The sequence below is a fragment of the Streptomyces sp. NPDC057280 genome, from assembly GCF_042668605.1.
Lineage (GTDB): Bacteria > Actinomycetota > Actinomycetes > Streptomycetales > Streptomycetaceae > Streptomyces.
In genome coordinates this window covers 665,013-684,325 of the sequence record NZ_JBHUYR010000002.1, presented here as the reverse complement: position 1 = coordinate 684,325, position 19,313 = coordinate 665,013, and the positions used below count along the sequence as shown (strand labels likewise).

Genomic DNA, 19,313 nt, shown 5'->3' with positions numbered 1-19,313 from the left:
CTCATGGGTACGTCCACTTGCGCGTCATGTGCTCGTAACCAGGCCTCCGCCAGCGGATCGAAAGTCAAAGCTTGGCAAGCAATCGGGTGATCATGTGTTCACCTCTTGAACGCGCCCCGCCCCGAAGACGCCTCATAACGCTCACGTGAGCGGCTTTCAGCACGCCTGATTTCGATCGATGAACGATCAAGGGGTGGCACTGGGTGCCACCCCTTGGAGAAGTGCAGTCGCCCAAGATCCGCTCATCTGAGCGTCGCCCCGATCAGAGGTGGCGAGAATCACGCCGCCTCAGACGGCCGGGTACCACCATGCGGACGTCACACACCGAGCGCCAGGAGCCGTTCCTCGACCCGCCCGGGCGCGTACAGGTGCTCCACGACCAGGGCCCCCGCCCCCACCAGCCCGGCCCGCTCGCCGAGCCGTGAGGTGACGACGTCCAGATGGGCGGTGGAGCGCGGCAGTGCCCGCTGGTACAGCAGCTCGCGCACGCCCGTGAGGAAGGCGGTTCCGGCCAGATCCCCGGCGATCATCAGAACCCCGGGGTTCAGCAGCGTCACGACGGTCGCCAGTACGTCCCCGACCTGCCGCCCCGCCTCCCGGGCGAGCGCGGCGGCCTCCACATGCCCGGCGGTCAGCAGGTCCCGCACATCCGAGCCGGACGCCGCGGGCACCCCGCTCTCGGCCAGCCGCCGCGCCACGGCACCGCCGCTCGCGACGGCGGCGAGACAGCCGTACGACCCGCACCGGCACAGCGCCTCGGTGCCGACCCGGATGTGCCCGATGTCCCCGGCGCCCCCGTCGATCCCGCGATAGATCGAACCGTCGACGACCACACCCGCACCGATACCGGTGGACACCTTGACCAGCACGAAGGCCGAGCAGTCCCCGTACCCCGTGCGCTGTTCGCCGTACGCCATGAGGTTGGCGTCGTTGTCGACGAGGACCGGCACCCGGCCTGCGCCCGTGTGCTCGCTGAACGCTCTGGCCAGGCGCTCTCTTATGTCGTAGCCGTCCCAGCCCGGCATGATCGGCGGCTGCACGACCCGGCCGGTCTCGCTGTCGACCGGGCCCGGCACGGCGAGGCCGATGCCGCACACCTCGTCGGCGCGGTGCCCCGCCTTCTCCAGCAGCTCGGCGAACCAGCGGCCCAGCTCGCCCAGCACCGCGTCCGGACCGTCCTCGATGACGAGGGTCCCGCCGTGCTCGGCGAGGATCTCGCCGGTCAGGGAGAGGACGGCGGCGCGGGCGTGCCGGGTGTCGAGGTCGGCGGCGAGGACGACGGCATGGGAGTCGTCGAACTCCAGGGTGATGGAGGGGCGTCCGCCGAGCGGGGAGTCCACCGGCCCCCCGGCCCCTTCGCGCAGCCAGCCGGCCCGGAACAGCCGGTCGAGGCGCTGGCCGACGGTGGCCCGGGAGAGCCCGGTCACCTGTTGCAGGGCACCACGAGTCGTCGCTCGTCCGCTTCGCACCAGTTCGAGCAGTTCGCCGGCGCTCGCTTGAGCACGACCACTCATGCGCACCCCCTTGTGTTTCTCAAGCTTGCATTACATATTGAGTTTTGCGTGTTAAATAGACGTAACTCTACGGTGGCCTCGACCGAACCGGTCAGGCCGAACGTCTTCGGGGAGCCCCGAGTGGATCGCACTGCCCAGCTGACCTCGCATGTCCGGACCCGGCCCTTCGTATACGAACCGGACGTCACGACACATTCTCTGCACGTCAGGGCGGCGCGGGTACTGGAGGCCAACTGGACGGGCACCTCCACGGTCCCCTCCCGCAGCCTGTACCCGCACCAGTGGTCCTGGGACTCGGCGTTCATCGCGATCGGCCTGCGGCACCTGTCCCCGTTACGGGCACAGACGGAACTGGAGACGCTGCTCGACGCCCAATGGGGTGACGGGCGCATCCCGCACATCGTCTTCAACCCCTCCGTGCCGCTCGACGCGTACTTCCCGAGCCCCGACTTCTGGCGCTCCTCGACCGCGGGGCGCGCTGCGGGCGCCCCGCGCACCGTACAGACGTCCGGCATCGTGCAGCCACCGGTGCACGCGCTGGCCGCCTGGCTGGTGCACCAGGCCGACCCGGGGCTGTCCCGGGCCCGCGGCTTCCTCACCCGGGTGTACCCCCACCTGGCCGCCTGGCACCGCTATCTCCTGCATCGCAGGGACCTGGGCGGCGCCGGTCTGGCGTCGGTGGTCCACCCCTGGGAGCAGGGCATGGACAACAGCCCTTGCTGGGACGCCCCGTTGAGCCGGATCACCCCGGCCCCGGCCCGCTCCTTCCGCCGCGCCGACCTCGACCACGGCTCCCCGGAGGACCGCCCCACGGACCTGGACTACGGCCGCTACGTCCGCCTGGCGACGGACTACCGGGACGGCGAATACGCGGACGGGGCAGCCGAGTTCGCGGTCGAGGACCCGTCCTTCAACGCCCTGCTCATCGCCTCCGAGCACGCGCTGGCCCGTATCGCCCAGGAGCTGGGCGCCCCGGGCACCGCCCGCCACACCCGGGCCGAGCGCCTGACCGCGACCCTGATCGACCGCCTCTGGGACCCGGTGGAGGGCATGTTCTTCTGCCGTGACGTCCGCACCGGCAGGCTCATCCCGGAGCGCAGCGTCTCCGGCCTGATCCCCCTGCTCCTGCCCACACTCCCCCGGGACGTCGTCACGGCCCTGGTCCGCACGACGGCCTCCAAGCACTTCGGACTCGGCGGCACCACCCGCCTGGTCCCCAGCTACGACCTGCTCGGCGAGGCCTTCGACCCGCACCGCTACTGGCGCGGCCCGGCCTGGTTCAACACCAACTGGCTGCTGGAGCGCGGTCTGCGCACGCACGGCGAACGGGGGCGGGCCGCCGCCCTGCGCAGGGCGGTGCTGCAACTCGCCGGCACCTCCGACTTCGCGGAGTACGTCGACCCGTACACCGGCGAGGCCTGCGGGGCGACCGGCTTCGGCTGGACCGCCGCGCTCTCGCTCGACCTGCTCCACAGCGCCACCACCCACACGGGATCCAAGGGAGGGGACCGGGAATGACGGACCGGCATCATCTGCTCGTGCGCGGCGGGACGTTCGCGGCCGTGGGAGACGGCGGGGACATCAGCGGAGTCCGGGGCGGCAGCTCCCCGTCCCCCGAGGGGTTATTCGTACGCGACGCCCGCCACCTGAGCCGCTGGCAGCTCACGGTGGACGGCGCCGTCCCCGAGGCCCTCACCCCGGTGGCCGACGGCGACACGGCCCGCTGTGTCCTGGTCCCCCGGGGCGGCCGCAACGAGCCCCCGGCGTACACGATCTTCCGCGAACAGGCGGTGGGTGACGGCTCGTTCGTCGAATCCCTGCGCGTGACGAGCAACCGCCCGGTCCCCACCACGGTCCGCCTGGCGGTCACCGCGGACGCCGACTTCACCGACCAGTTCGAACTCCGCTCCGACTACCGCACCTACGCCAAGACCGGCGCCACCCGCTCCCGCGAAGTCCTCGACTCCGGCGTGGAGTTCACCTACCAGCGCGGCGAATGGCGGTCCTGTACGACGGTGACGGCGGAGCCCGCTCCGGAGGCGGTGGAGGAGACCGGCACCGGCGCCCGCCGCCTGGTCTGGACACTGGACCTGGAACCGCACGGCACGGCGGAACTGACCCTCCGGGTCATGGCCCGCCCGCACGGCGACAAGCGCGCCCTCCGCGTCCCCAAGTCCCCCACCGCCCTCAACGCCGAACTCATCGCGCTGGAAGGCGAGTTCGTGGAGGGGGTGGCCTTCCCGACCGACTGGCCCGAACTGGCCGCCGCCTGCGCCCGGGGCCTCGCCGACCTGGCCTCGCTCCAGGTCCCGGCACAGGGCCCGGACGGCGAGACCCTGCACGTCCCGGCAGCGGGCGCCCCCTGGTTCCTGACCCTGCTGGGCCGGGACGCCCTGCTCACCTCCCTCTTCGCCCTCCCCTACCGGCCCCAGCTGGCCGCCGCCACCCTCCCCGCCCTCGCCGCGGCACAGGCGACGGAGACCGGCGCGAACGCGGTGGCCCAGCCGGGCAAGATCGTGCACGAGGTACGCCACGGCGAACTGGCGCACTTCGGCCAGGTCCCCTACGGCCGCTACTACGGCTCGGTGGACGCCACCCCCCTCTTCCTGGTCCTCCTCGGCGCATACGTCGAACAGACCGGGGACGTCACCCTCGCCCGCCGCCTGGAACCCCACGCCCGCGCGGCGATCTGCTGGATGCTGGACCACGGCGGCCTGACCTCCCGCGGCTACCTCGTCTACCGCGCCGACCAGGGCGGCCTCGCCAACCAGAACTGGAAGGACTCCCCCGGCTCCATCTGCTCCTCCGACGGCACCCGCGCCTCCGGCGCGGTGATGGCGGCGGGCGCGCAGGGCTACGCGTACGACGCGCTGCGGCGCACGGCGTGGCTGGCGCGGACGGTATGGGCGGACGAGACATACGCGGCCCTCCTCGAACAGGCCGCGGCCGACCTCCGCGACCGCTTCCAGCGCGACTTCTGGATGCGGGACCACTCCTTCCCCGCCCTCGCCCTGGACGGCGAGGGCCGCCAACTCGACGCACTGGCCTCCGACGCCGGGCATCTGCTGTGGTCGGGGCTGCTGGACAAGGAGTACGGCGAGGTCGTGGGCCGGCGCCTGCTGGAACCGGACTTCTTCTCGGGCTGGGGCGTACGGACGCTGGCGGCCGGGCAGGCGGCGTACCACCCGCTGTCGTACCACCGCGGTTCGGTGTGGCCGCACGACAACGCGCTCATCACGCTGGGCCTGGCCCGGTACGGGCTGCATGACGAGGCACGTTCGGTGGCCCACGGCCTGGTCGACGCGGCGACGGCGGCCGGCCATCGGCTCCCGGAAGTCATCGCCGGGTACGGCAGGGACACGCATCGGGAACCGGTGCCTTATCCGCATGCGTGTGTGCGGGAGGCTCGGTCTGCGGCGGCGCCACTTGCGCTGCTGACGGCAGTTGGGGGCGCCTAGTAGCTCGTCGGGACCTGTTGTACGGCGGGTGCGGGTCCGTCGTGGCTTGTCGCGCAGTTCCCCGCGCCCCTGAGCGGCGTTGGACAACCGTTTACTTCGTGTTTGCCCGGTACCTGTGAACACGCACGCGAGGCACCCCGTACCGAGATGTGGCGGGTCCGAGGCCCCATGTCGGACCCGCCACCACGCCATCGGGTCCCGCGACGGAAGGTCCTCCGGGTGTCTGTCTCCATACGCACGCCCCAGCCCACCGAGGACGTCCTCGACGACGCCCCGCAGCGCGCCCGCCCACCCATCCTCCACTGGACGGTGACCGCCCTCGCCGCCCTGCTCGTCCTTGCGGCGCTCCTTCTCCCCAACGCGCTGCCCGCCCTCAAGCCGAACCGCTTCACCCGCATCCCGGTCGAGGCGATCATCGGGGCGGCGGTGGCGCTGTGGCTGCCGAAGCGGCCCAGAATCATCGTGGCGGCGGTGTCCGGCGCGGGGCTGGGCATCCTGACGATCCTGAACCTCCTGGACATGGGGTTCCGGGATTATCTGGGCCGGGGCTTCAACATGATCCTGGACTGGGAGCTGCTGGACGACGCGCAGTCGTACGTCAAGGACTCGATGGGCGGAACGGTCGCCGTGTTCGCGGTGATCGGAGCGATCGTCCTCGTCCTGCTCCTGCTGTCCCTGACGGCACTGGCGATGGTCCGGCTGAGCAACGTACTCGCGGCGAACCGGGCGAAGGCGACCCGGGGCACCCTGATCGCGGCCATGGCCTGGATCACCTGTTACGCCCTAGGGCTCCAGCTCGGCGGCGTGCCGATCGCCGCCGACCGGGCCGCGGCGGCGCTGAAGATCCAGGCGACCCGGGTGACGGACACGATCCGCGACGAGGCGGCGTTCGCCCGCGAGGCCAAGTCGGACACGTTCGGGGCGACCCCCGGCAGCCAGCTCGTCCCCGACCTCCGGGGCAAGGACGTGATCTTCACCTTCATCGAGAGCTACGGCCGCAGCGCGATCGAGGACCCGGTCATGGCGCCCGGAGTGGACCGGACGCTCACTTCCAGCACCGAGGCCCTCAGGAAGGCGGGCTACAGCGCGCGCAGTGGCTGGCTGACGTCGGCGACGTACGGCGGCAGCAGCTGGCTGGGCCACTCGACGACCCTGTCCGGTCTGTGGATCGACAACCAGCAGCGGTACCGCACGGTCATGGCCAGCGACCACCTGAGCCTCACCAAGGCGTTCCAGAAGACGGGCGCCTGGGACACGGTCGGCGTGATGCCGGGCATCCAGAAGGGCTGGCCGGAGCAGCGCTACTACGGCCTGGACAAGGTCTACAACGCCTTCCAACTCGGCTATCAGGGCCCCAAGTTCAGCTGGTCGACGATGCCCGACCAGTACGCCCTGGAGGCCTTCCAGCGCCAGGTCCACGGCAAGAAGCGGAACAAGCCCTTGATGTCGGAGGTCATCCTGACCTCCAGCCACCAGCCCTGGGCCCCGATCCCCAAGATGGTCGACTGGAACGACCTGGGCGACGGCAAGATCTTCGACGCCATCCAGAAGGCCGGCAAGAAGCCCTCGGACATCATCACGGACCCCACCAAGTCCCGTGAGGAGTACGGCAAGTCGATCCAGTACTCGGTGACGGCCCTCACCCAGTGGCTGGAGCGCTACGGCACCAAGAACACGGTCCTGGTCTTCCTGGGCGACCACCAGCCCATAGCCCGGGTCAGCGGCAACCACGCCAGCCGCGACGTCCCGATCTCCATCGTGGCCAAGGACCCCAAGGTCCTGGACAAGATCACCGACTGGAACTGGACGGAGGGCCTGAAGCCGGCCCACAACGCCCCGGTCTGGAAGATGAGCGCATTCCGCGACCGCTTCCTGAAGGCGTACGGCTCGACACCGCACCCGTCGACGGGCTGACCCCGGTCCGGCGGCTGCGGGAACGGCGGAAGACGCGCACCCCCGCGGACCGGCAGCGCGCGACGGCGGGAAGGGGACGTGTCGGGGGGTGTCCGCCCGCAGCGGTTGGCGCGTCAACACGGGCGCCCTGTTCTAGCTGCCCGATTCCGCGCCGTTCCGAGGACGGACACCCCCCGGCGCGGCCCCGCCCCACAACGAACAACCACCGCCACCGCGAACCCCCACCGCCCCGCCCGCGCAACGCGAACGACCCGGCGCTCAGCCGCCGGACGTGTCCAGTTCCGCGTCCTCGCTCACGCCCGCGCAGTCGTACGGGTCCTTCAGCCACCCGTCCGGCAGCACGACCCGGTTGTTCCCCGACGTCCGCCCGCGAGGGCCGTCCGCGCCCACCGGCCACGCCTGATCGAGGTCCAACTCATCCAGCCCGGACCGCAGTTCCTCCAGCGACGACGTGATCGCCAGCCGCTTGCGCATCTCGCTGCCGACCGCGAAGCCCTTCAGATACCAGGCGACATGCTTGCGGAAGTCGACAACGCCCTTGGACTCGTCGCCGATCCACTCCCCGAGCAACCGCGCGTGGCGGACCATGATGTCGGCCACCTCACGCAGCGAGGGACGCGAGATGTCCTCCGTACGCCCCTCGAACGCCGCCACCAGGTCCGCGAACAGCCACGGCCGCCCCAGGCACCCACGCCCCACGACCACCCCGTCGCACCCGGTCTCACGCACCATCCGCAGCGCGTCCTCCGCCGACCAGATGTCGCCGTTGCCGAGGACCGGGATCTCCGGCACGTGCTCCTTCAGGCGCGCGATGGCATCCCAGTCGGCCGTACCGCCGTAGTGCTGCGCCGCCGTACGCCCGTGCAGCGCGATCGCCGTCACGCCCTCCTCGACCGCGATCCGCCCGGCGTCGAGGTACGTGATGTGGTCGTCGTCGATGCCCTTGCGCATCTTCATCGTGACCGGCAGATCACCCGCCCCCGACACCGCCTCACGCAGGATCGCCCGCAGCAACGGCCGCTTGTACGGCAGCGCCGACCCGCCGCCCTTGCGCGTCACCTTCGGCACCGGGCACCCGAAGTTCAGGTCGATGTGATCGGCGAGCCCCTCCTCCGCGATCATGCGGACGGCCTTGCCGACGGTGGCCGGGTCGACGCCGTACAGCTGGATCGAGCGCGGCTTCTCGCTCTCGTCGAAGTGGACCAGCTGCATGGTCTTCTCGTTGCGCTCGACCAGCGCCCGCGTCGTGATCATCTCGCTCACGAACAGTCCCTTGCCCCCGCTGAACTCCCGGCACAGGGTGCGGAAGGGCGCGTTGGTGATCCCGGCCATGGGGGCCAGGACGACGGGCGGCTGAACGGTGTGCGGCCCGATCTGGAGGGGCGCGGCGGTCGTGGACATTCCCCCATTGTCGCGTACGACGACCAGTGCCCTTCGGCGGAGCCGACCGGAGCCCCGCCCGGTCCCCGCTCGGTCCCCGCTCGGCCCTGACTCGAGCCCTCCTCGCCCCCTCCTTGATTCCCCGCTCGATTCCAGCTCGATTCCCCCTCGACCCCCACTCGATCCCCACTCGATCATGTAATGACCATTAGTTAGACGCACTATCGAAATCGGCGTACGCTGGACCCCATGCCCGAGCTCAGCCATCGCCGGCGCCTCCTCGTCCTCGCGATCTGCTGCATGAGCCTGCTGATCGTGAGCCTCGACAACACGGTGCTGAACGTCGCCCTGCCGTCCATGCAGCACGACCTCGACGCCAGCACGTCGGGCCTGCAGTGGACGATCGACGCCTACACGCTCGTCCTGGCCTCGCTGCTGATGCTGGCCGGGTCCACGGCCGACCGGATCGGCCGCAAGCGGGTCTTCATGGCGGGCCTGGTCGTCTTCACGGTCGGCTCGGTGCTGTGCTCCCTCGCCCCGAACCTGGAGGCGCTCGTCGCCTTCCGCATGGTGCAGGCGGTCGGCGGCTCGATGCTCAACCCGGTCGCGATGTCGATCATCACCAACACCTTCACGGACCCGCGCGAGCGCGCCCGCGCGATCGGGGCGTGGGGCGCGGTGGTCGGTATCTCGATGGCCGCCGGCCCCCTGGTGGGCGGCCTGCTCGTGGACTCCGTCGGCTGGCGCTCGATCTTCTGGATCAACCTCCCGGTCGGCCTCGCCGCCCTCCTGCTCACCCTCCGCCACGTCCCCGAGTCCCGTGCCCCCAAGGCCAAGCGCCCCGACCCGCTGGGCCAGTTCCTGGTGATCGCGCTGTTCGGCTCGCTGACGTACGCGATCATCGAGGCCCCGAACGCCGGGTTCGCCTCGACGCTGCCGTACGCCGCGCTGGCGCTGGCCGCGCTGCTGGGCGTCCTGTGGTACGAGCCGCGGCGCGAGGAACCGCTCATCGACCTGCGGTTCTTCCGGTCGGTGCCGTTCAGCGGGGCCACGGTGATCGCGATCAGCGCGTTCGCGGCGCTGGGCGGGTTCCTGTTCCTGTCGACGCTGTATCTGCAGAACGTCCGGGGGCTGGACGCGCTGCACGCGGGGTTGTGGATGCTGCCGATGGCGGTGCCGACGTTCCTGTGCGCGCCGCTGTCCGGGCGCCTGGTCGGCACCCGGGGGCCGCGCGTGCCGCTGCTGATCGCCGGGTTCGCGATGACGGCGAGCGGGGTGATGTTCGCGGCGTTCGACGCGGAGACCTCGAACGTCACGCTGTTCCTCGGATACGTCCTGTTCGGCCTCGGCTTCGGGTTCGTGAACGCGCCGATCACCAACACGGCGGTGTCCGGGATGCCGCGGGCGCAGGCGGGGGTGGCGGCGGCGGTCGCCTCCACGAGCCGGCAGTTGGGGCAGACGCTGGGGGTCGCGGTGATCGGCGCGGTGCTGGCCGCGGGTGTGGGGTCGTCGTCGTACAAGGACGCGTTCGTGGAGGCCGCCGGGCCGGGGTGGTGGATTCTCACCGGGTGCGGGCTCGCGGTACTGGTGCTGGGTGCGCTGAGCAGTGGGGCGCGGGCTCGGCGCAGTGCGGAGCGAGTGGCCGAGCGGTTGTCTCCCGCCGAGGTGCGGGAGGCTGTGGGGGTTTCCGCCTAAGCGCCGTCGGGGGTCCGTTCCAGGGCGATCGCGTGCAGCCGTTCCAGCCGCTCCTTGGACTCCTCGTCCGCCGGCACGTACGTCACGATGCGCGGCCCCGCCTCCGGCCCCAGCCACATGTCGGTGTGATCGACCGCGACCCGGCCCACGTACCGGTTCAGGAACTCCTTGCGCTTGCCGCGATGGGCGTCGACCTCGTGCCGGTCCCAGGCCTCGCGGAACTCGGGGGACTCGGTGCGCAGGCGCTGGAGGAGCATCTTCCAGGCCGGTTCACCGAGGTGCTTGGCCATCGTGGCGCGGAAGCGGGCGGCCATGAGGCGCTGGGTCTGGTCGAGATGCACGATCGAGGACCGCCAGGGCTCGTGCGTGTAGGAGAGGATCAGGCAGTTGCGGTCCTCCGCGGGCACCGCGTCGAGGTCGCAGAGCAGCAGCCCGTACGTCCGGTTGTAGGCGAGGATGTCGTACCGGCTGTTCTGCACGCACGCCGGGATGGGTTCCAGCTGCTCCAGGACGCGTTGGATCGCGGGCGTGATGGACGGGCAGGTGGTGGCCGGCGTCGGGTCGACCGCTCCGGCGAGCTGGAAGAGGTGGGCCCGCTCGCTGGGGTCGAGCAGCAGCGTGCGGGCCAGCGCGTCCAGGACCTGCACCGAGACCTGGATGTCCCGCGCCTGCTCCAGCCACGTGTACCAGGTGACGCCCACCGCGGAGAGGTGCGCGACCTCCTCGCGCCGCAGCCCGGGTGTGCGGCGCCGTCGCCCCCGGGGCAGGCCGACCTGCTCGGGGCTGATGTGCTCACGCCGGTGCCGCAGGAACGCGGCGAGCTCGTGCCGCCGTACCTCCGCCGCACCCGTCGCGCCGGAGCTCGCCGGAGCCGTCGCCGTCACCGCCACCTCGGCCATCGTCGTCATACCTCCAGCGTGCCGCCGGCCGGACCCTGTTTCCAGGTACTCCTTCTACCAGGATAAAGACACTCTGGTACCAGTCTGAGATCCGGCGGACGCTGGGATGCGTGACTACCGAAACCTTCACCTCACGTCACCTCCGCACCACCGGCGCACCGCCCCTGCTCGGCGGCCTCGGTCTCTTCACGGTGCTGCTCGGCGCGGCACTGCCCCTCATCGACTTCTTCATCGTCAACGTCGCCCTGCCCACGATCGGCCGGGACCTGTCGGCGAGCGAGTCGGTCCTCGAACTCGTCGTGTCCGGTTACGGGCTGGCGTACGCCGTGCTGCTCGTCCTGGGCGGCCGGCTCGGCGATCTCTTCGGCCGGCGCCGGCTCTTCCTCGGCGGCATGGCGGCCTTCGGCCTGACCTCGCTGGCCTGCGGGCTCGCGCCGTCCGCGTGGACACTGGTCGCGGCCCGGGTCGCGCAGGGCGTCGCGTCGGCCGCGATGCTGCCGCAGGTGCTCGCCACCATCCAGGCGGCGACGAGCGGCCAGCGCCGCGCGAAGGCCATGGGGCTGTACGGCGCGACGGCGGGCCTGTCGATGGTGGCCGGCCAGATCCTCGGCGGGGTGCTGGTCGCGGCCGACATCGCGGGCACCGGCTGGCGCTCGGTGTTCCTCGTCAACGTCCCGGTCGTCGTCCTCGGCCTGGTCCTCGCCGCCCGTGCCGTGCCGGAGACCCGCTCCCAGCACCCCGAGCCGGTGGACGGCCCCGGCACGGTCCTGCTGGCGGTGTCCCTGCTCACCCTGCTGGCCCCGCTGACCGAGGGGCGGGCGGCGGGCTGGCCGCTGTGGACGTGGCTGTCGCTGGCGGCGTTCCCGTTCGCGGTGGCGGCGTTCTGGGCGGTGGAGCGCGGGGCGGACCGGCGCGGCCGTACGCCGCTCGTCCCGCCGAGCCTGTTCCGGCTGGTGTCGCTGCGGCGCGGGCTCGTGATGATCGTGCCGTTCTCCATCGGGTTCAGCGGCTTCATGTTCGTGATCGCGGTGGCGTTGCAGCGCGGCGCCGGGCTGGGGCCGGTCAGGGCCGGGCTCGCCCTGGCGCCCATGGCGGTGGTCTTCTTCTTCACCTCGCTCGCGGGCCCGCGGCTGGTCGCGAAGTACGGCACGCGCGTCGTCACCGCCGGTGCGGTGATCCAGGCGGTGGGGGTGGGCCTGATGGCCCTCGCGGCCTGGCGTTCCTGGCCGGACCTCGGCCTGGTCGAGCTGCTGCCGGGCGCGGCGATCGCGGGCGCGGGGCAGGCCCTCCAGCTCCCCGTGATCTTCCGCATCGTCCTCTCGGAGGTACCGCAGGCCCGCGCGGGCGTGGGCAGCGGCGTGATGATCACCACCCAGCAGTCCGCACTGGCCCTGGGCGTGGCCACCCTGGGCACCCTGTTCCTCTCCCTGATCCCCACCCTGGGCATGCGCGACGCCCTGGTCACCACGCTCCTCGCCCAACTGGCGGGCGTGGCCCTGACGGGCCTGCTGAGCCTGCGGCTGCCGCGGACCATCGGGTGAGGACTGTTCACGGTTCAGCGAACTCGCCGTGAAGAAACCCCTGTTGATGTTGTGATTGCTGCACACTGCCTCACCGGAGGCGAGGCATCATGTTGCAGATCAGCACGAGCAAGGTGAGCCGCTGGGACCAGCACGGGCGGGAGCATGTCGTCCAGGTGCTGCGCAAAGGCCCCCAGCGCACGATCAGATGCGACACCTGCGGCTGGAAGAAGGCCGCGCAGTTCCTGCCCTGGCTGAAGGCGGAGGAACATCTGGCGGAGGCCCATCAGGCGACGGTGAACCCGAAGGACGACTGACTCCTCAGGACCCCAGGATCCACTGAGGATTCCCAGATCCTCTCAGGACCCCCCGGATCCTCTCAGGCCCGCAGCCCCCGGACGAGCAGGTCCACGACGGCCTCGAACTCGGCCTGGATGTCGTGCCGTTGCCAGGCGGCGGCGTAACCGGGGTCGTGGAAGCGGCCCGTGGCGTGGAAGACGGCGCGGGCGGTGGCCTCGGGGTCGGGGGCGGTGAAGACGCCGGTGTCGACGCCGTCCTGGATGATCCGGGCCAACTGGCCGGTGAGGTCGGCGAGATGGGCGCTCACCGCCTCGCCGGCCTCCACGGCCAGGACCTGGTAGGTCGCGAACAGCTCGGGATCGTCACCGGCCTTGCGGCGCTTGGCGGTGAACAGGGCGGCGAGCCAGTCGCGCAGCCGGGTCTCGGGGTCGCCGCCGGACGTCACGATCCGGGCCAGCACCTCGGTCGTACGGTCCAGCCACCGCTTCGTCACCGCCTCCCGCAGCGCCGCCTTGGTGCGGAAGTGCCGGTAGACGCTGCCGTGACTGACGCCGAGCGCGCGGGCCACGTCGACCACGGTGGCCTTGGCCGGGCCGTGGCGGCGCAGCACCTCCTCGGTGGCTTCGAGGATGCGCTCGGCGGTCAGGATCTCGCTGGTGGCTGGCATGCCTAGACGGTACCCGGCACCGCGATCAGCGCTCGCTGTCGAGCATGGCCATCTGGGCGGGGGCGTACCGCTCGCCGGCCGCCGCGTCCGCCGGTACGGCGGCCTCGACGGCGGCGAGGTCGGCCGCGTCCAGTGTCACGTCCAGGGCGCCCAGGGCCTCGTCGAGCCGCGTCCGGGTCCTGGCGCCGATCAGCGGCACGATGTCCTCGCCCCGAGAGAGCACCCAGGCGATCGCGATCTGCGCGACGGAGACGCCCTTCTGCTCGGCGATCTTGCGCAGGGCCTCGACGAGATTCAGGTTGTGCTGGAGGTTGTCGCCCTGGAAGCGGGGCGAGTGGGCGCGGAAGTCGTTCGCCGCGTACTGCTGGCCGGGCGTGACATGACCGGAGAGCAGCCCGCGCGAGAGCACGCCGTATGCGGTGACGGCGATGCCCAGTTCGCGCAGGGTGGGCAGGATCTCGCGCTCCGGGCCGCGGGAGATGAGCGCGTACTCGATCTGGAGGTCGGCGATCGGGGCGGTCGCGGCGGCCCGGCGGATGGTCTCGGCGCCGACCTCGCTCAGGCCGATGTGGCGGACGTATCCCTGCTCGACGAGTTCCGCGATCGCGCCGACGGTCTCCTCGATCGGGACGTCCGGGTCGAGCCGGGCGGGACGGTAGACGTCGATGTGGTCGACGCCCAGGCGCTGGAGGGAGTACGCGGCCCACGTCTTCACGGCGGCCGGGCGGGTGTCGTAGCCGAGCCAGGAGCCGTCCGGGCCGCGGTGGGCGCCGAACTTCACGCTGGTCAGCGCGTTCTCCCGGAGGGCGGCCGGTGCGGTGCGCAGGGCCTCGGCGACGAGCAGTTCGTTGTGGCCCATGCCGTAGAAGTCACCGGTGTCGAGAAGGGTGACGCCGGCCTCCAGGGCGGCGTGGATGGTGGCGATGGACTCGGCGCGGTCCGCCTCGCCGTACATACCGGACATCCCCATGCAGCCGAGACCGAGGGGGAAGACCTGGGGGCCGGTGGTTCCGAGGGTGCGGGGGGTCTGTGTCGTCATGCCGTCCAGCCTGGCATGACAGCTGACAGATTTCAATATCTGTCAGCTGTCAGTCATCGCGAGCTTCGCTCCGAGCAGCACGAAGGACCCGGCGAAACTCCGCCGCAGCCACGCCATCACCCGCGGCCGGGAGATCACATGGCGCCGGACCGAGGCCGCGAGCACCCCGTACGCGGCGAAGACCACAAAGGTCGCCAGCATGAAGACCCCGCTGAGCCCCAGCATCCGGGGCAGCGCATGCGGCTCCCCCGGGCTCACGAACTGCGGCAGAAAGGCAAAGAAGAAGATCGTCAGCTTCGGGTTGAGCAGATTGATCAGCACCCCTCGGACGATCACCCGGCCCGCGGAGGAGGGCGCCGGAGCATCCCGCTCGACGGTGATCGCGTCACGGTCCCGCAGGCTCGCCCACGCCATCCACAACAGATAGGCGACACCGGCGTACTTGAGGATCTGGAAGGCGGCGGCACTGGCGTTGAGCAGCGCGGCGAGGCCGGTGACGGTGGCGAGGACGTGCGGCACGATCCCGAGCGTGCAGGCGAAGGCGGCGACGACGCTCGCCCGGCGGCCGCGGGAGAGCCCGGCGGCGAGGGTGTAGACGACGCCGGTGCCGGGGGTGGCGACCACGACGAGGGTGGTGAGGAGGAAGGCGAGGCTCATGCCTCCACCCTGGAAGCACGACGGCCCTTGATACAGGTCCACTACGGGACCCGCATCAAGGGCCAATGCGGCGGCTTCGCGCCCTAGCAGCCGACGAGGCGGCTCGCCAGGTAGCCCTCGATCTGGTCGAGGGAGACGCGCTCCTGCTTCATCGAGTCGCGCTCGCGGACCGTCACGGCGTTGTCGTCCAGCGTGTCGAAGTCGACCGTCACGCAGTACGGCGTACCGATCTCGTCCTGGCGGCGGTAGCGGCGGCCGATGGCGCCGGCGTCGTCGAACTCGATGTTCCAGTTCTGGCGCAGCGCCTGGGCGAGGCCCTTGGCCTTCGGGGACAGCTCGGGGTTGCGGGAGAGCGGGAGCACCGCGACCTTCACCGGAGCGATGCGGTGGTCGAGGCGCAGCACCGTGCGCTTCTCCATCTTGCCCTTGGCGTTGGGCGCCTCGTCCTCGACGTAGGCGTCGAGCAGGAACGCCAGCATGGTGCGGCCGACACCGGCGGCGGGCTCGATGACGTACGGGGTGTAGCGCTCACCGGCCTCCTGGTCGAAGAACTGGAGGTCCTGGCCGGAGGCCTTGGAGTGCGCGGTGAGGTCGTAGTCGGTGCGGTTGGCGACACCCTCGAGCTCGCCCCACTCGCTGCCGCCGAACTGGAAGCGGTACTCGATGTCGGCGGTGCGCTTGGAGTAGTGGGAGAGCTTCTCCTGCGGGTGCTCGTACCACCGCATGTTCTCTTCGCGCAGACCCAGGCCGGTGTACCAGTTCCACCGCTCCTGCATCCAGTACTCCTGCCACTTCTCGTCCTCGCCCGGCTTGACGAAGAACTCCATCTCCATCTGCTCGAACTCGCGGGTGCGGAAGATGAAGTTGCCGGGCGTGATCTCGTTGCGGAAGGACTTGCCCATCTGCGCGATACCGAACGGCGGCTTCTTGCGCGCGGCGGTCTGCGTCAGGGCGAAGTTGGTGAAGATGCCCTGGGCGGTCTCCGGGCGCAGGTACGCGACGGAGCCGGAGTCCTGGGTCGGGCCGAGGTGCGTGGAGAGCAGACCCGAGAACTGCTTGGGCTCGGTGAACTGGCCCTTGGTGCCGCAGTTCGGGCAGTTGATGTCCGCGAGGCCGTTCTCGGGGAGGCGGCCCTTCTTCTCCTCGTACGCCTCCTCCAGGTGGTCCGCGCGGTAGCGCTTGTGGCAGGAGGTGCACTCGGTCAGCGGGTCCGAGAAGGTGGCGACGTGACCGGAGGCGACCCAGACCTCGGGAGCCAGGATCACGGACGAGTCGATACCGACGACCTCCTCGCGCGACGTCACCATGTAGCGCCACCACTGGCGCTTGATGTTCTCCTTGAGCTCGACACCCAGGTGTCCGTAGTCCCAGGCGGCGCGCTGACCGCCGTAGATCTCACTACAGGGGAAAACGAAGCCACGGCGCTTGCTCAGGCTGACGATGGTGTCGATCTTGTCGGCGGCCACGGTGCTCTCTTCATGACGAATGGACGGCAGCGAATGACTCAGGTTACCGGCGCCGACACCCCCGGTATCAAATCGGTTCGGGCCTCCACCATCTCTCACCGGCCCTTCACCCAGGTTTGTTGACAACGGTTTCCATATTTGTTGAAAATGACTGTCATGAACGTACGACGACAGCACATATCGGGGACCGTCATCGCGGCCGTCACCGCCCTCGGTCTCGGGACCCTCTCCGCCTGCTCGGGCGCGAGCGCCGCCGGCAACACGGACAAGTTCGACGTCGTCGCCTCGTTCTATCCGATGGCCTATCTCGCCGAGCAGATCGGCGGGGACCACGTCCACGTCACCAGCCTCACCGAGCCCGGCCAGGAGCCGCACGACCTGGAGATCAGCGCCAAGCAGACCGCGCAGCTCCAGGAGTCCGACGCGGTGCTCTACCTCAAGAACCTCCAGCCCTCCGTGGACGACGCGGTGGCCCAGTCCGAGGTCAAGACCAAGATCGACGCCGCTTCCCTGACCACGCTGGAGAAGCACGGCAACGAGGTCGGCGGCCACGCGGCCGAGCACGACGACCACGCGAACGAGGAGCTGGCCGGCCTCGACCCGCACATCTGGCTCGACCCGGTGCGCTACGCCCAGGTCGCCGAGGGCGTCGGCAAGGCCTTCGAGAAGGCCGACCCCGACCATGCGGCCGACTACAAGAAGAACACCGCGGCCCTGGTGAAGAAGCTCGACGACCTCAACACCCGGTTCGCGAACGGGCTGAAGAACACCAAGACCAAGGTCTTCATCACCACCCACGCCGCCTTCGGCTACCTCGCCGAGCGCTACGGCCTGACCGAGGAGGCCATCAACGGCCTCGACCCCGAGTCGGAGCCGAGCGCGGCCCGCGTGAAGGACCTTGAGAAGATGGCCGAGGCCGACGGCGTCACCACCGTGTTCTACGAGACGCTCGTCAGCGACAAGACCGCGAAGACCATCGCCTCCGACGCGAACCTGAAGACGGACGTCCTCGACCCGATCGAGGGCATCACGTCCAAGTCCAGGGGCGACGACTACTTCCAGGTCCAGGAGTCCAACCTCAAGGCGCTGCAGAGCGCGCTAGGCGCCAAATGACCCACCCGGAGGAGTCCGTGTCCGAGCCCGTCATCTCCCTGCGCGGCGTCCGCGCCGACCTGGGCTCACGGCCCGTGCTGCGCGGCATCGACCTCACCGTGAACCGCGGTGAGGTCGTCGCGCTGCTCGGCGCCAACGGCTCCGGCAAGTCGACGGCCGTGCGCGGCATCATCGGCCAAGTCCCGCTCGCCGCGGGCGAGATACGCCTGTTCGGCACGGACCGCAAGGCGTTCAAGGACTGGGCGCGCGTCGGCTACGTCCCGCAGCGCACCACCGCCGCGGGCGGTGTCCCGGCGACGGTCACCGAGGTCGTCTCGTCCGGCCGCCTGTCCCGCGCCCGCTTCGGGGTGCTGCGCAAGGCCGACCGCGAGGCCGTACGCCGGGCCCTGGAGCTGGTCGGCATGGCGGACCGCGCGAAGGACTCGGTGGACGCGCTGTCCGGCGGCCAGCACCAGCGCGTGCTCATCGCCCGCGCGCTCGCCGCCGAACCCGAGCTGCTGATCATGGACGAGCCGATGGCGGGCGTGGACCTGGCCAGCCAGGAGGTGCTCGCGCACACCCTTCAGGAGCAGGTCGCCGCCGGTACGACGGTCCTGCTGGTCCTGCACGAACTGGGCCCCCTGGAGCCCCTGATCGACCGGGCGGTAGTGCTCCGCGACGGCTGCGTCCTGCACGACGGACCGCCCCCGAAGGCGGTCGGCCAGCACGCGCTCCCCGGCCACGACCACGTACACCCGCACGAACACGCGCCGATCCACACGGGACTGCTGAGCTGATGGAGATCCTCGACTACGCCTTCATGCAGCGGGCCCTGCTCGCCGCCGTCCTGGTCGGCATCACCGCCCCGGCCGTGGGCATCTACCTGGTCCAGCGCCGCCAGGCCCTCATGGGCGACGGCATCGGCCATGTGGCGATGACCGGCGTCGGCCTCGGCTTCCTGCTGAACACCTCCCCGGTGTGGATGGCGACCCTCGTCTCCGTCCTCGGCGCGGTGCTCATGGAGCTGATCCGCTGGTACGGCAAGACCCGCGGCGACATCGCCCTCGCGATGCTCTTCTACGGCGGCATGGCCGGCGGCGTGATGTTCATCAACCTCGCCCCCACCGGCTCCAACGCCAACCTCACCTCGTACCTCTTCGGCTCGCTGTCGACGGTGTCGCAGTCGGACGTGACGGCGATCTGCCTGCTCGCGGCCTTCGTGGTGCTGGTCACCCTGGGCCTGCGCCGCCAGCTCTTCGCGGTCAGCCAGGACGAGGAGTTCGCGCGGGTCACGGGTCTGCCGGTACGCGCCCTGAACCTGCTGACGGCGGTCACGGCGGCCGTGACGGTCACGGTCGCCATGCGCGTGGTGGGCCTGCTGCTGGTCTCGGCCCTCATGGTCGTCCCGGTGGCGGCCGCCCAGCAGCTCAGCCGCAGTTTCGCGGCGACCTTCGCGATCGCCGTGGCCATCGGCGTCACGGTCACCATCAGCGGCACCGTCACGTCGTACTACCAGGACGTCCCGCCCGGCGCGACGATCGTCCTGCTGACCATCGCGGCGTTCATCCTGACCACGGCCCTCGCCACCCCGCTGGCCCGCCGCCGGGCCCGGGCGGCAGCCGCCGCACAGGCCGCGGGCGACCCCGCGGAGTGTGTGATTCCGGCCAGCCGGGAGCCGGACGGAAAGGTCGGCGTCTGACTGGGCACCGCGC

Annotated in this window: 16 protein-coding genes; 9 read left to right on the top strand and 7 right to left on the bottom strand. The window is 70.7% G+C overall.

The genetic code is table 11. From position 1 onward, the window contains the following. Positions 1–317: 317 nt before the first annotated feature. Positions 318–1,514 (bottom strand): ROK family protein, encoded by a 1,197-nt coding sequence (locus ACFUO4_RS13635; RefSeq protein WP_079308315.1) that lies wholly within the window; start codon positions 1,512–1,514, stop codon positions 318–320. 120 nt (positions 1,515–1,634) lie between these two features. Here ACFUO4_RS13635 and ACFUO4_RS13630 point away from each other — a divergent pair, with 120 nt between their 5' ends. The 3 genes from ACFUO4_RS13630 to ACFUO4_RS13620 all read left to right on the top strand — a co-directional run bounded on the left by ACFUO4_RS13630 (position 1,635) and on the right by ACFUO4_RS13620 (position 6,886). Beyond that, positions 1,635–3,032 carry a trehalase family glycosidase gene (locus tag ACFUO4_RS13630; RefSeq protein WP_383483665.1) on the top strand — a complete coding sequence of 466 codons (1,398 nt, stop codon included), beginning with the start codon at positions 1,635–1,637 and terminating at the stop codon, positions 3,030–3,032. Next, positions 3,029–4,972 carry a glycogen debranching N-terminal domain-containing protein gene (locus tag ACFUO4_RS13625; RefSeq protein ID WP_383483662.1) on the top strand — a complete coding sequence of 648 codons (1,944 nt, stop codon included), beginning with the start codon at positions 3,029–3,031 and terminating at the stop codon, positions 4,970–4,972. Before ACFUO4_RS13630 ends, ACFUO4_RS13625 begins: the two co-directional genes overlap by 4 nt. A 168-nt stretch (positions 4,973–5,140) precedes the next feature. Next, a complete protein-coding gene (locus ACFUO4_RS13620; protein WP_383483659.1) occupies positions 5,141–6,886 on the top strand; it encodes a CDP-alcohol phosphatidyltransferase in 1,746 nt (581 codons plus the stop codon). A gap of 258 nt (positions 6,887–7,144) precedes the next feature. Here the strand turns inward: ACFUO4_RS13620 and dusB are convergent, their stop codons facing one another. Then, the gene (dusB, locus tag ACFUO4_RS13615) at positions 7,145–8,287 is read right to left on the bottom strand and encodes a tRNA dihydrouridine synthase DusB (protein WP_079308312.1); all 1,143 of its coding nucleotides are present in this window, start codon (positions 8,285–8,287) and stop codon (positions 7,145–7,147) included. Positions 8,288–8,515: 228 nt separating this feature from the next. On the opposite strand from dusB, the gene ACFUO4_RS13610 reads away from it, so the two are divergent. Continuing rightward, positions 8,516–9,961, top strand: a complete 1,446-nt coding sequence (locus ACFUO4_RS13610) for an MFS transporter (RefSeq protein ID WP_383483656.1) — start codon at positions 8,516–8,518, stop codon at positions 9,959–9,961. Here the strand turns inward: ACFUO4_RS13610 and ACFUO4_RS13605 are convergent. Next, on the bottom strand, positions 9,958–10,860 hold the full coding sequence (locus tag ACFUO4_RS13605) for a helix-turn-helix transcriptional regulator (RefSeq protein WP_383485658.1): 903 nt from the start codon (positions 10,858–10,860) through the stop codon (positions 9,958–9,960). The genes ACFUO4_RS13610 and ACFUO4_RS13605 overlap by 4 nt on opposite strands. Positions 10,861–10,970: 110 nt before the next feature. Between ACFUO4_RS13605 and ACFUO4_RS13600 the strand changes: the two genes are divergently transcribed. Continuing rightward, complete coding sequence (locus tag ACFUO4_RS13600; RefSeq protein WP_383483653.1) at positions 10,971–12,401, top strand: MFS transporter; 1,431 nt, start codon at positions 10,971–10,973, stop codon at positions 12,399–12,401. 89 nt (positions 12,402–12,490) lie between these two features. Then, entirely contained in the window at positions 12,491–12,697 is a 207-nt protein-coding gene (locus ACFUO4_RS13595; protein ID WP_079308308.1) for a hypothetical protein, read from the top strand. A 62-nt stretch (positions 12,698–12,759) separates the two neighbouring features. Here the strand turns inward: ACFUO4_RS13595 and ACFUO4_RS13590 are convergent, their stop codons facing one another. The 4 genes from ACFUO4_RS13590 to ACFUO4_RS13575 form a co-directional block, all read right to left on the bottom strand. Continuing rightward, on the bottom strand, positions 12,760–13,347 hold the full coding sequence (locus tag ACFUO4_RS13590) for a TetR family transcriptional regulator (RefSeq protein WP_079308307.1): 588 nt from the start codon (positions 13,345–13,347) through the stop codon (positions 12,760–12,762). 25 nt (positions 13,348–13,372) lie between these two features. Then, positions 13,373–14,386: an aldo/keto reductase gene (locus ACFUO4_RS13585; protein ID WP_383483649.1), complete on the bottom strand. Its 1,014-nt coding sequence runs from the start codon at positions 14,384–14,386 to the stop codon at positions 13,373–13,375. A 42-nt stretch (positions 14,387–14,428) separates the two neighbouring features. Further along, entirely contained in the window at positions 14,429–15,043 is a 615-nt protein-coding gene (locus ACFUO4_RS13580; RefSeq protein WP_383483646.1) for a LysE family translocator, read from the bottom strand. A gap of 83 nt (positions 15,044–15,126) precedes the next feature. Further along, the gene (locus ACFUO4_RS13575; RefSeq protein WP_079308304.1) at positions 15,127–16,509 is read right to left on the bottom strand and encodes a glycine--tRNA ligase; all 1,383 of its coding nucleotides are present in this window, start codon (positions 16,507–16,509) and stop codon (positions 15,127–15,129) included. A gap of 156 nt (positions 16,510–16,665) precedes the next feature. On the opposite strand from ACFUO4_RS13575, the gene ACFUO4_RS13570 reads away from it, so the two are divergent. From ACFUO4_RS13570 to ACFUO4_RS13560, 3 genes are read left to right on the top strand one after another with little or no spacing between them, the layout of a single operon-like run. Next, complete coding sequence (locus ACFUO4_RS13570; RefSeq protein ID WP_383483642.1) at positions 16,666–17,622, top strand: metal ABC transporter substrate-binding protein; 957 nt, start codon at positions 16,666–16,668, stop codon at positions 17,620–17,622. Beyond that, positions 17,619–18,398: a metal ABC transporter ATP-binding protein gene (locus ACFUO4_RS13565; RefSeq protein ID WP_383483639.1), complete on the top strand. Its 780-nt coding sequence runs from the start codon at positions 17,619–17,621 to the stop codon at positions 18,396–18,398. Before ACFUO4_RS13570 ends, ACFUO4_RS13565 begins: the two co-directional genes overlap by 4 nt. Then, positions 18,398–19,300 carry a metal ABC transporter permease gene (locus ACFUO4_RS13560; RefSeq protein WP_079308301.1) on the top strand — a complete coding sequence of 301 codons (903 nt, stop codon included), beginning with the start codon at positions 18,398–18,400 and terminating at the stop codon, positions 19,298–19,300. Before ACFUO4_RS13565 ends, ACFUO4_RS13560 begins: the two co-directional genes overlap by 1 nt. Positions 19,301–19,313: the final 13 nt, after the last annotated feature.

Bases quoted from the DNA above. Each gene is read 5' to 3' on its own strand.
- ACFUO4_RS13635 (WP_079308315.1), bottom strand. From the start codon at position 1,514: ATGAGTGGTCGTGCTCAAGCGAGCGCCGGCGAACTGCTCGAACTGGTG.
- ACFUO4_RS13625 (WP_383483662.1), top strand. From the start codon at position 3,029: ATGACGGACCGGCATCATCTGCTCGTGCGCGGCGGGACGTTCGCGGCC.
- ACFUO4_RS13620 (WP_383483659.1), top strand. From the start codon at position 5,141: ATGTCGGACCCGCCACCACGCCATCGGGTCCCGCGACGGAAGGTCCTC.
- dusB (WP_079308312.1), bottom strand. From the start codon at position 8,287: ATGTCCACGACCGCCGCGCCCCTCCAGATCGGGCCGCACACCGTTCAG.
- ACFUO4_RS13610 (WP_383483656.1), top strand. From the start codon at position 8,516: ATGCCCGAGCTCAGCCATCGCCGGCGCCTCCTCGTCCTCGCGATCTGC.
- ACFUO4_RS13605 (WP_383485658.1), bottom strand. From the start codon at position 10,860: ATGGCCGAGGTGGCGGTGACGGCGACGGCTCCGGCGAGCTCCGGCGCG.
- ACFUO4_RS13595 (WP_079308308.1), top strand. From the start codon at position 12,491: ATGTTGCAGATCAGCACGAGCAAGGTGAGCCGCTGGGACCAGCACGGG.
- ACFUO4_RS13590 (WP_079308307.1), bottom strand. From the start codon at position 13,347: ATGCCAGCCACCAGCGAGATCCTGACCGCCGAGCGCATCCTCGAAGCC.
- ACFUO4_RS13585 (WP_383483649.1), bottom strand. From the start codon at position 14,386: ATGACGACACAGACCCCCCGCACCCTCGGAACCACCGGCCCCCAGGTC.
- ACFUO4_RS13580 (WP_383483646.1), bottom strand. From the start codon at position 15,043: ATGAGCCTCGCCTTCCTCCTCACCACCCTCGTCGTGGTCGCCACCCCC.
- ACFUO4_RS13570 (WP_383483642.1), top strand. From the start codon at position 16,666: ATGAACGTACGACGACAGCACATATCGGGGACCGTCATCGCGGCCGTC.
- ACFUO4_RS13565 (WP_383483639.1), top strand. From the start codon at position 17,619: ATGACCCACCCGGAGGAGTCCGTGTCCGAGCCCGTCATCTCCCTGCGC.
- ACFUO4_RS13560 (WP_079308301.1), top strand. From the start codon at position 18,398: ATGGAGATCCTCGACTACGCCTTCATGCAGCGGGCCCTGCTCGCCGCC.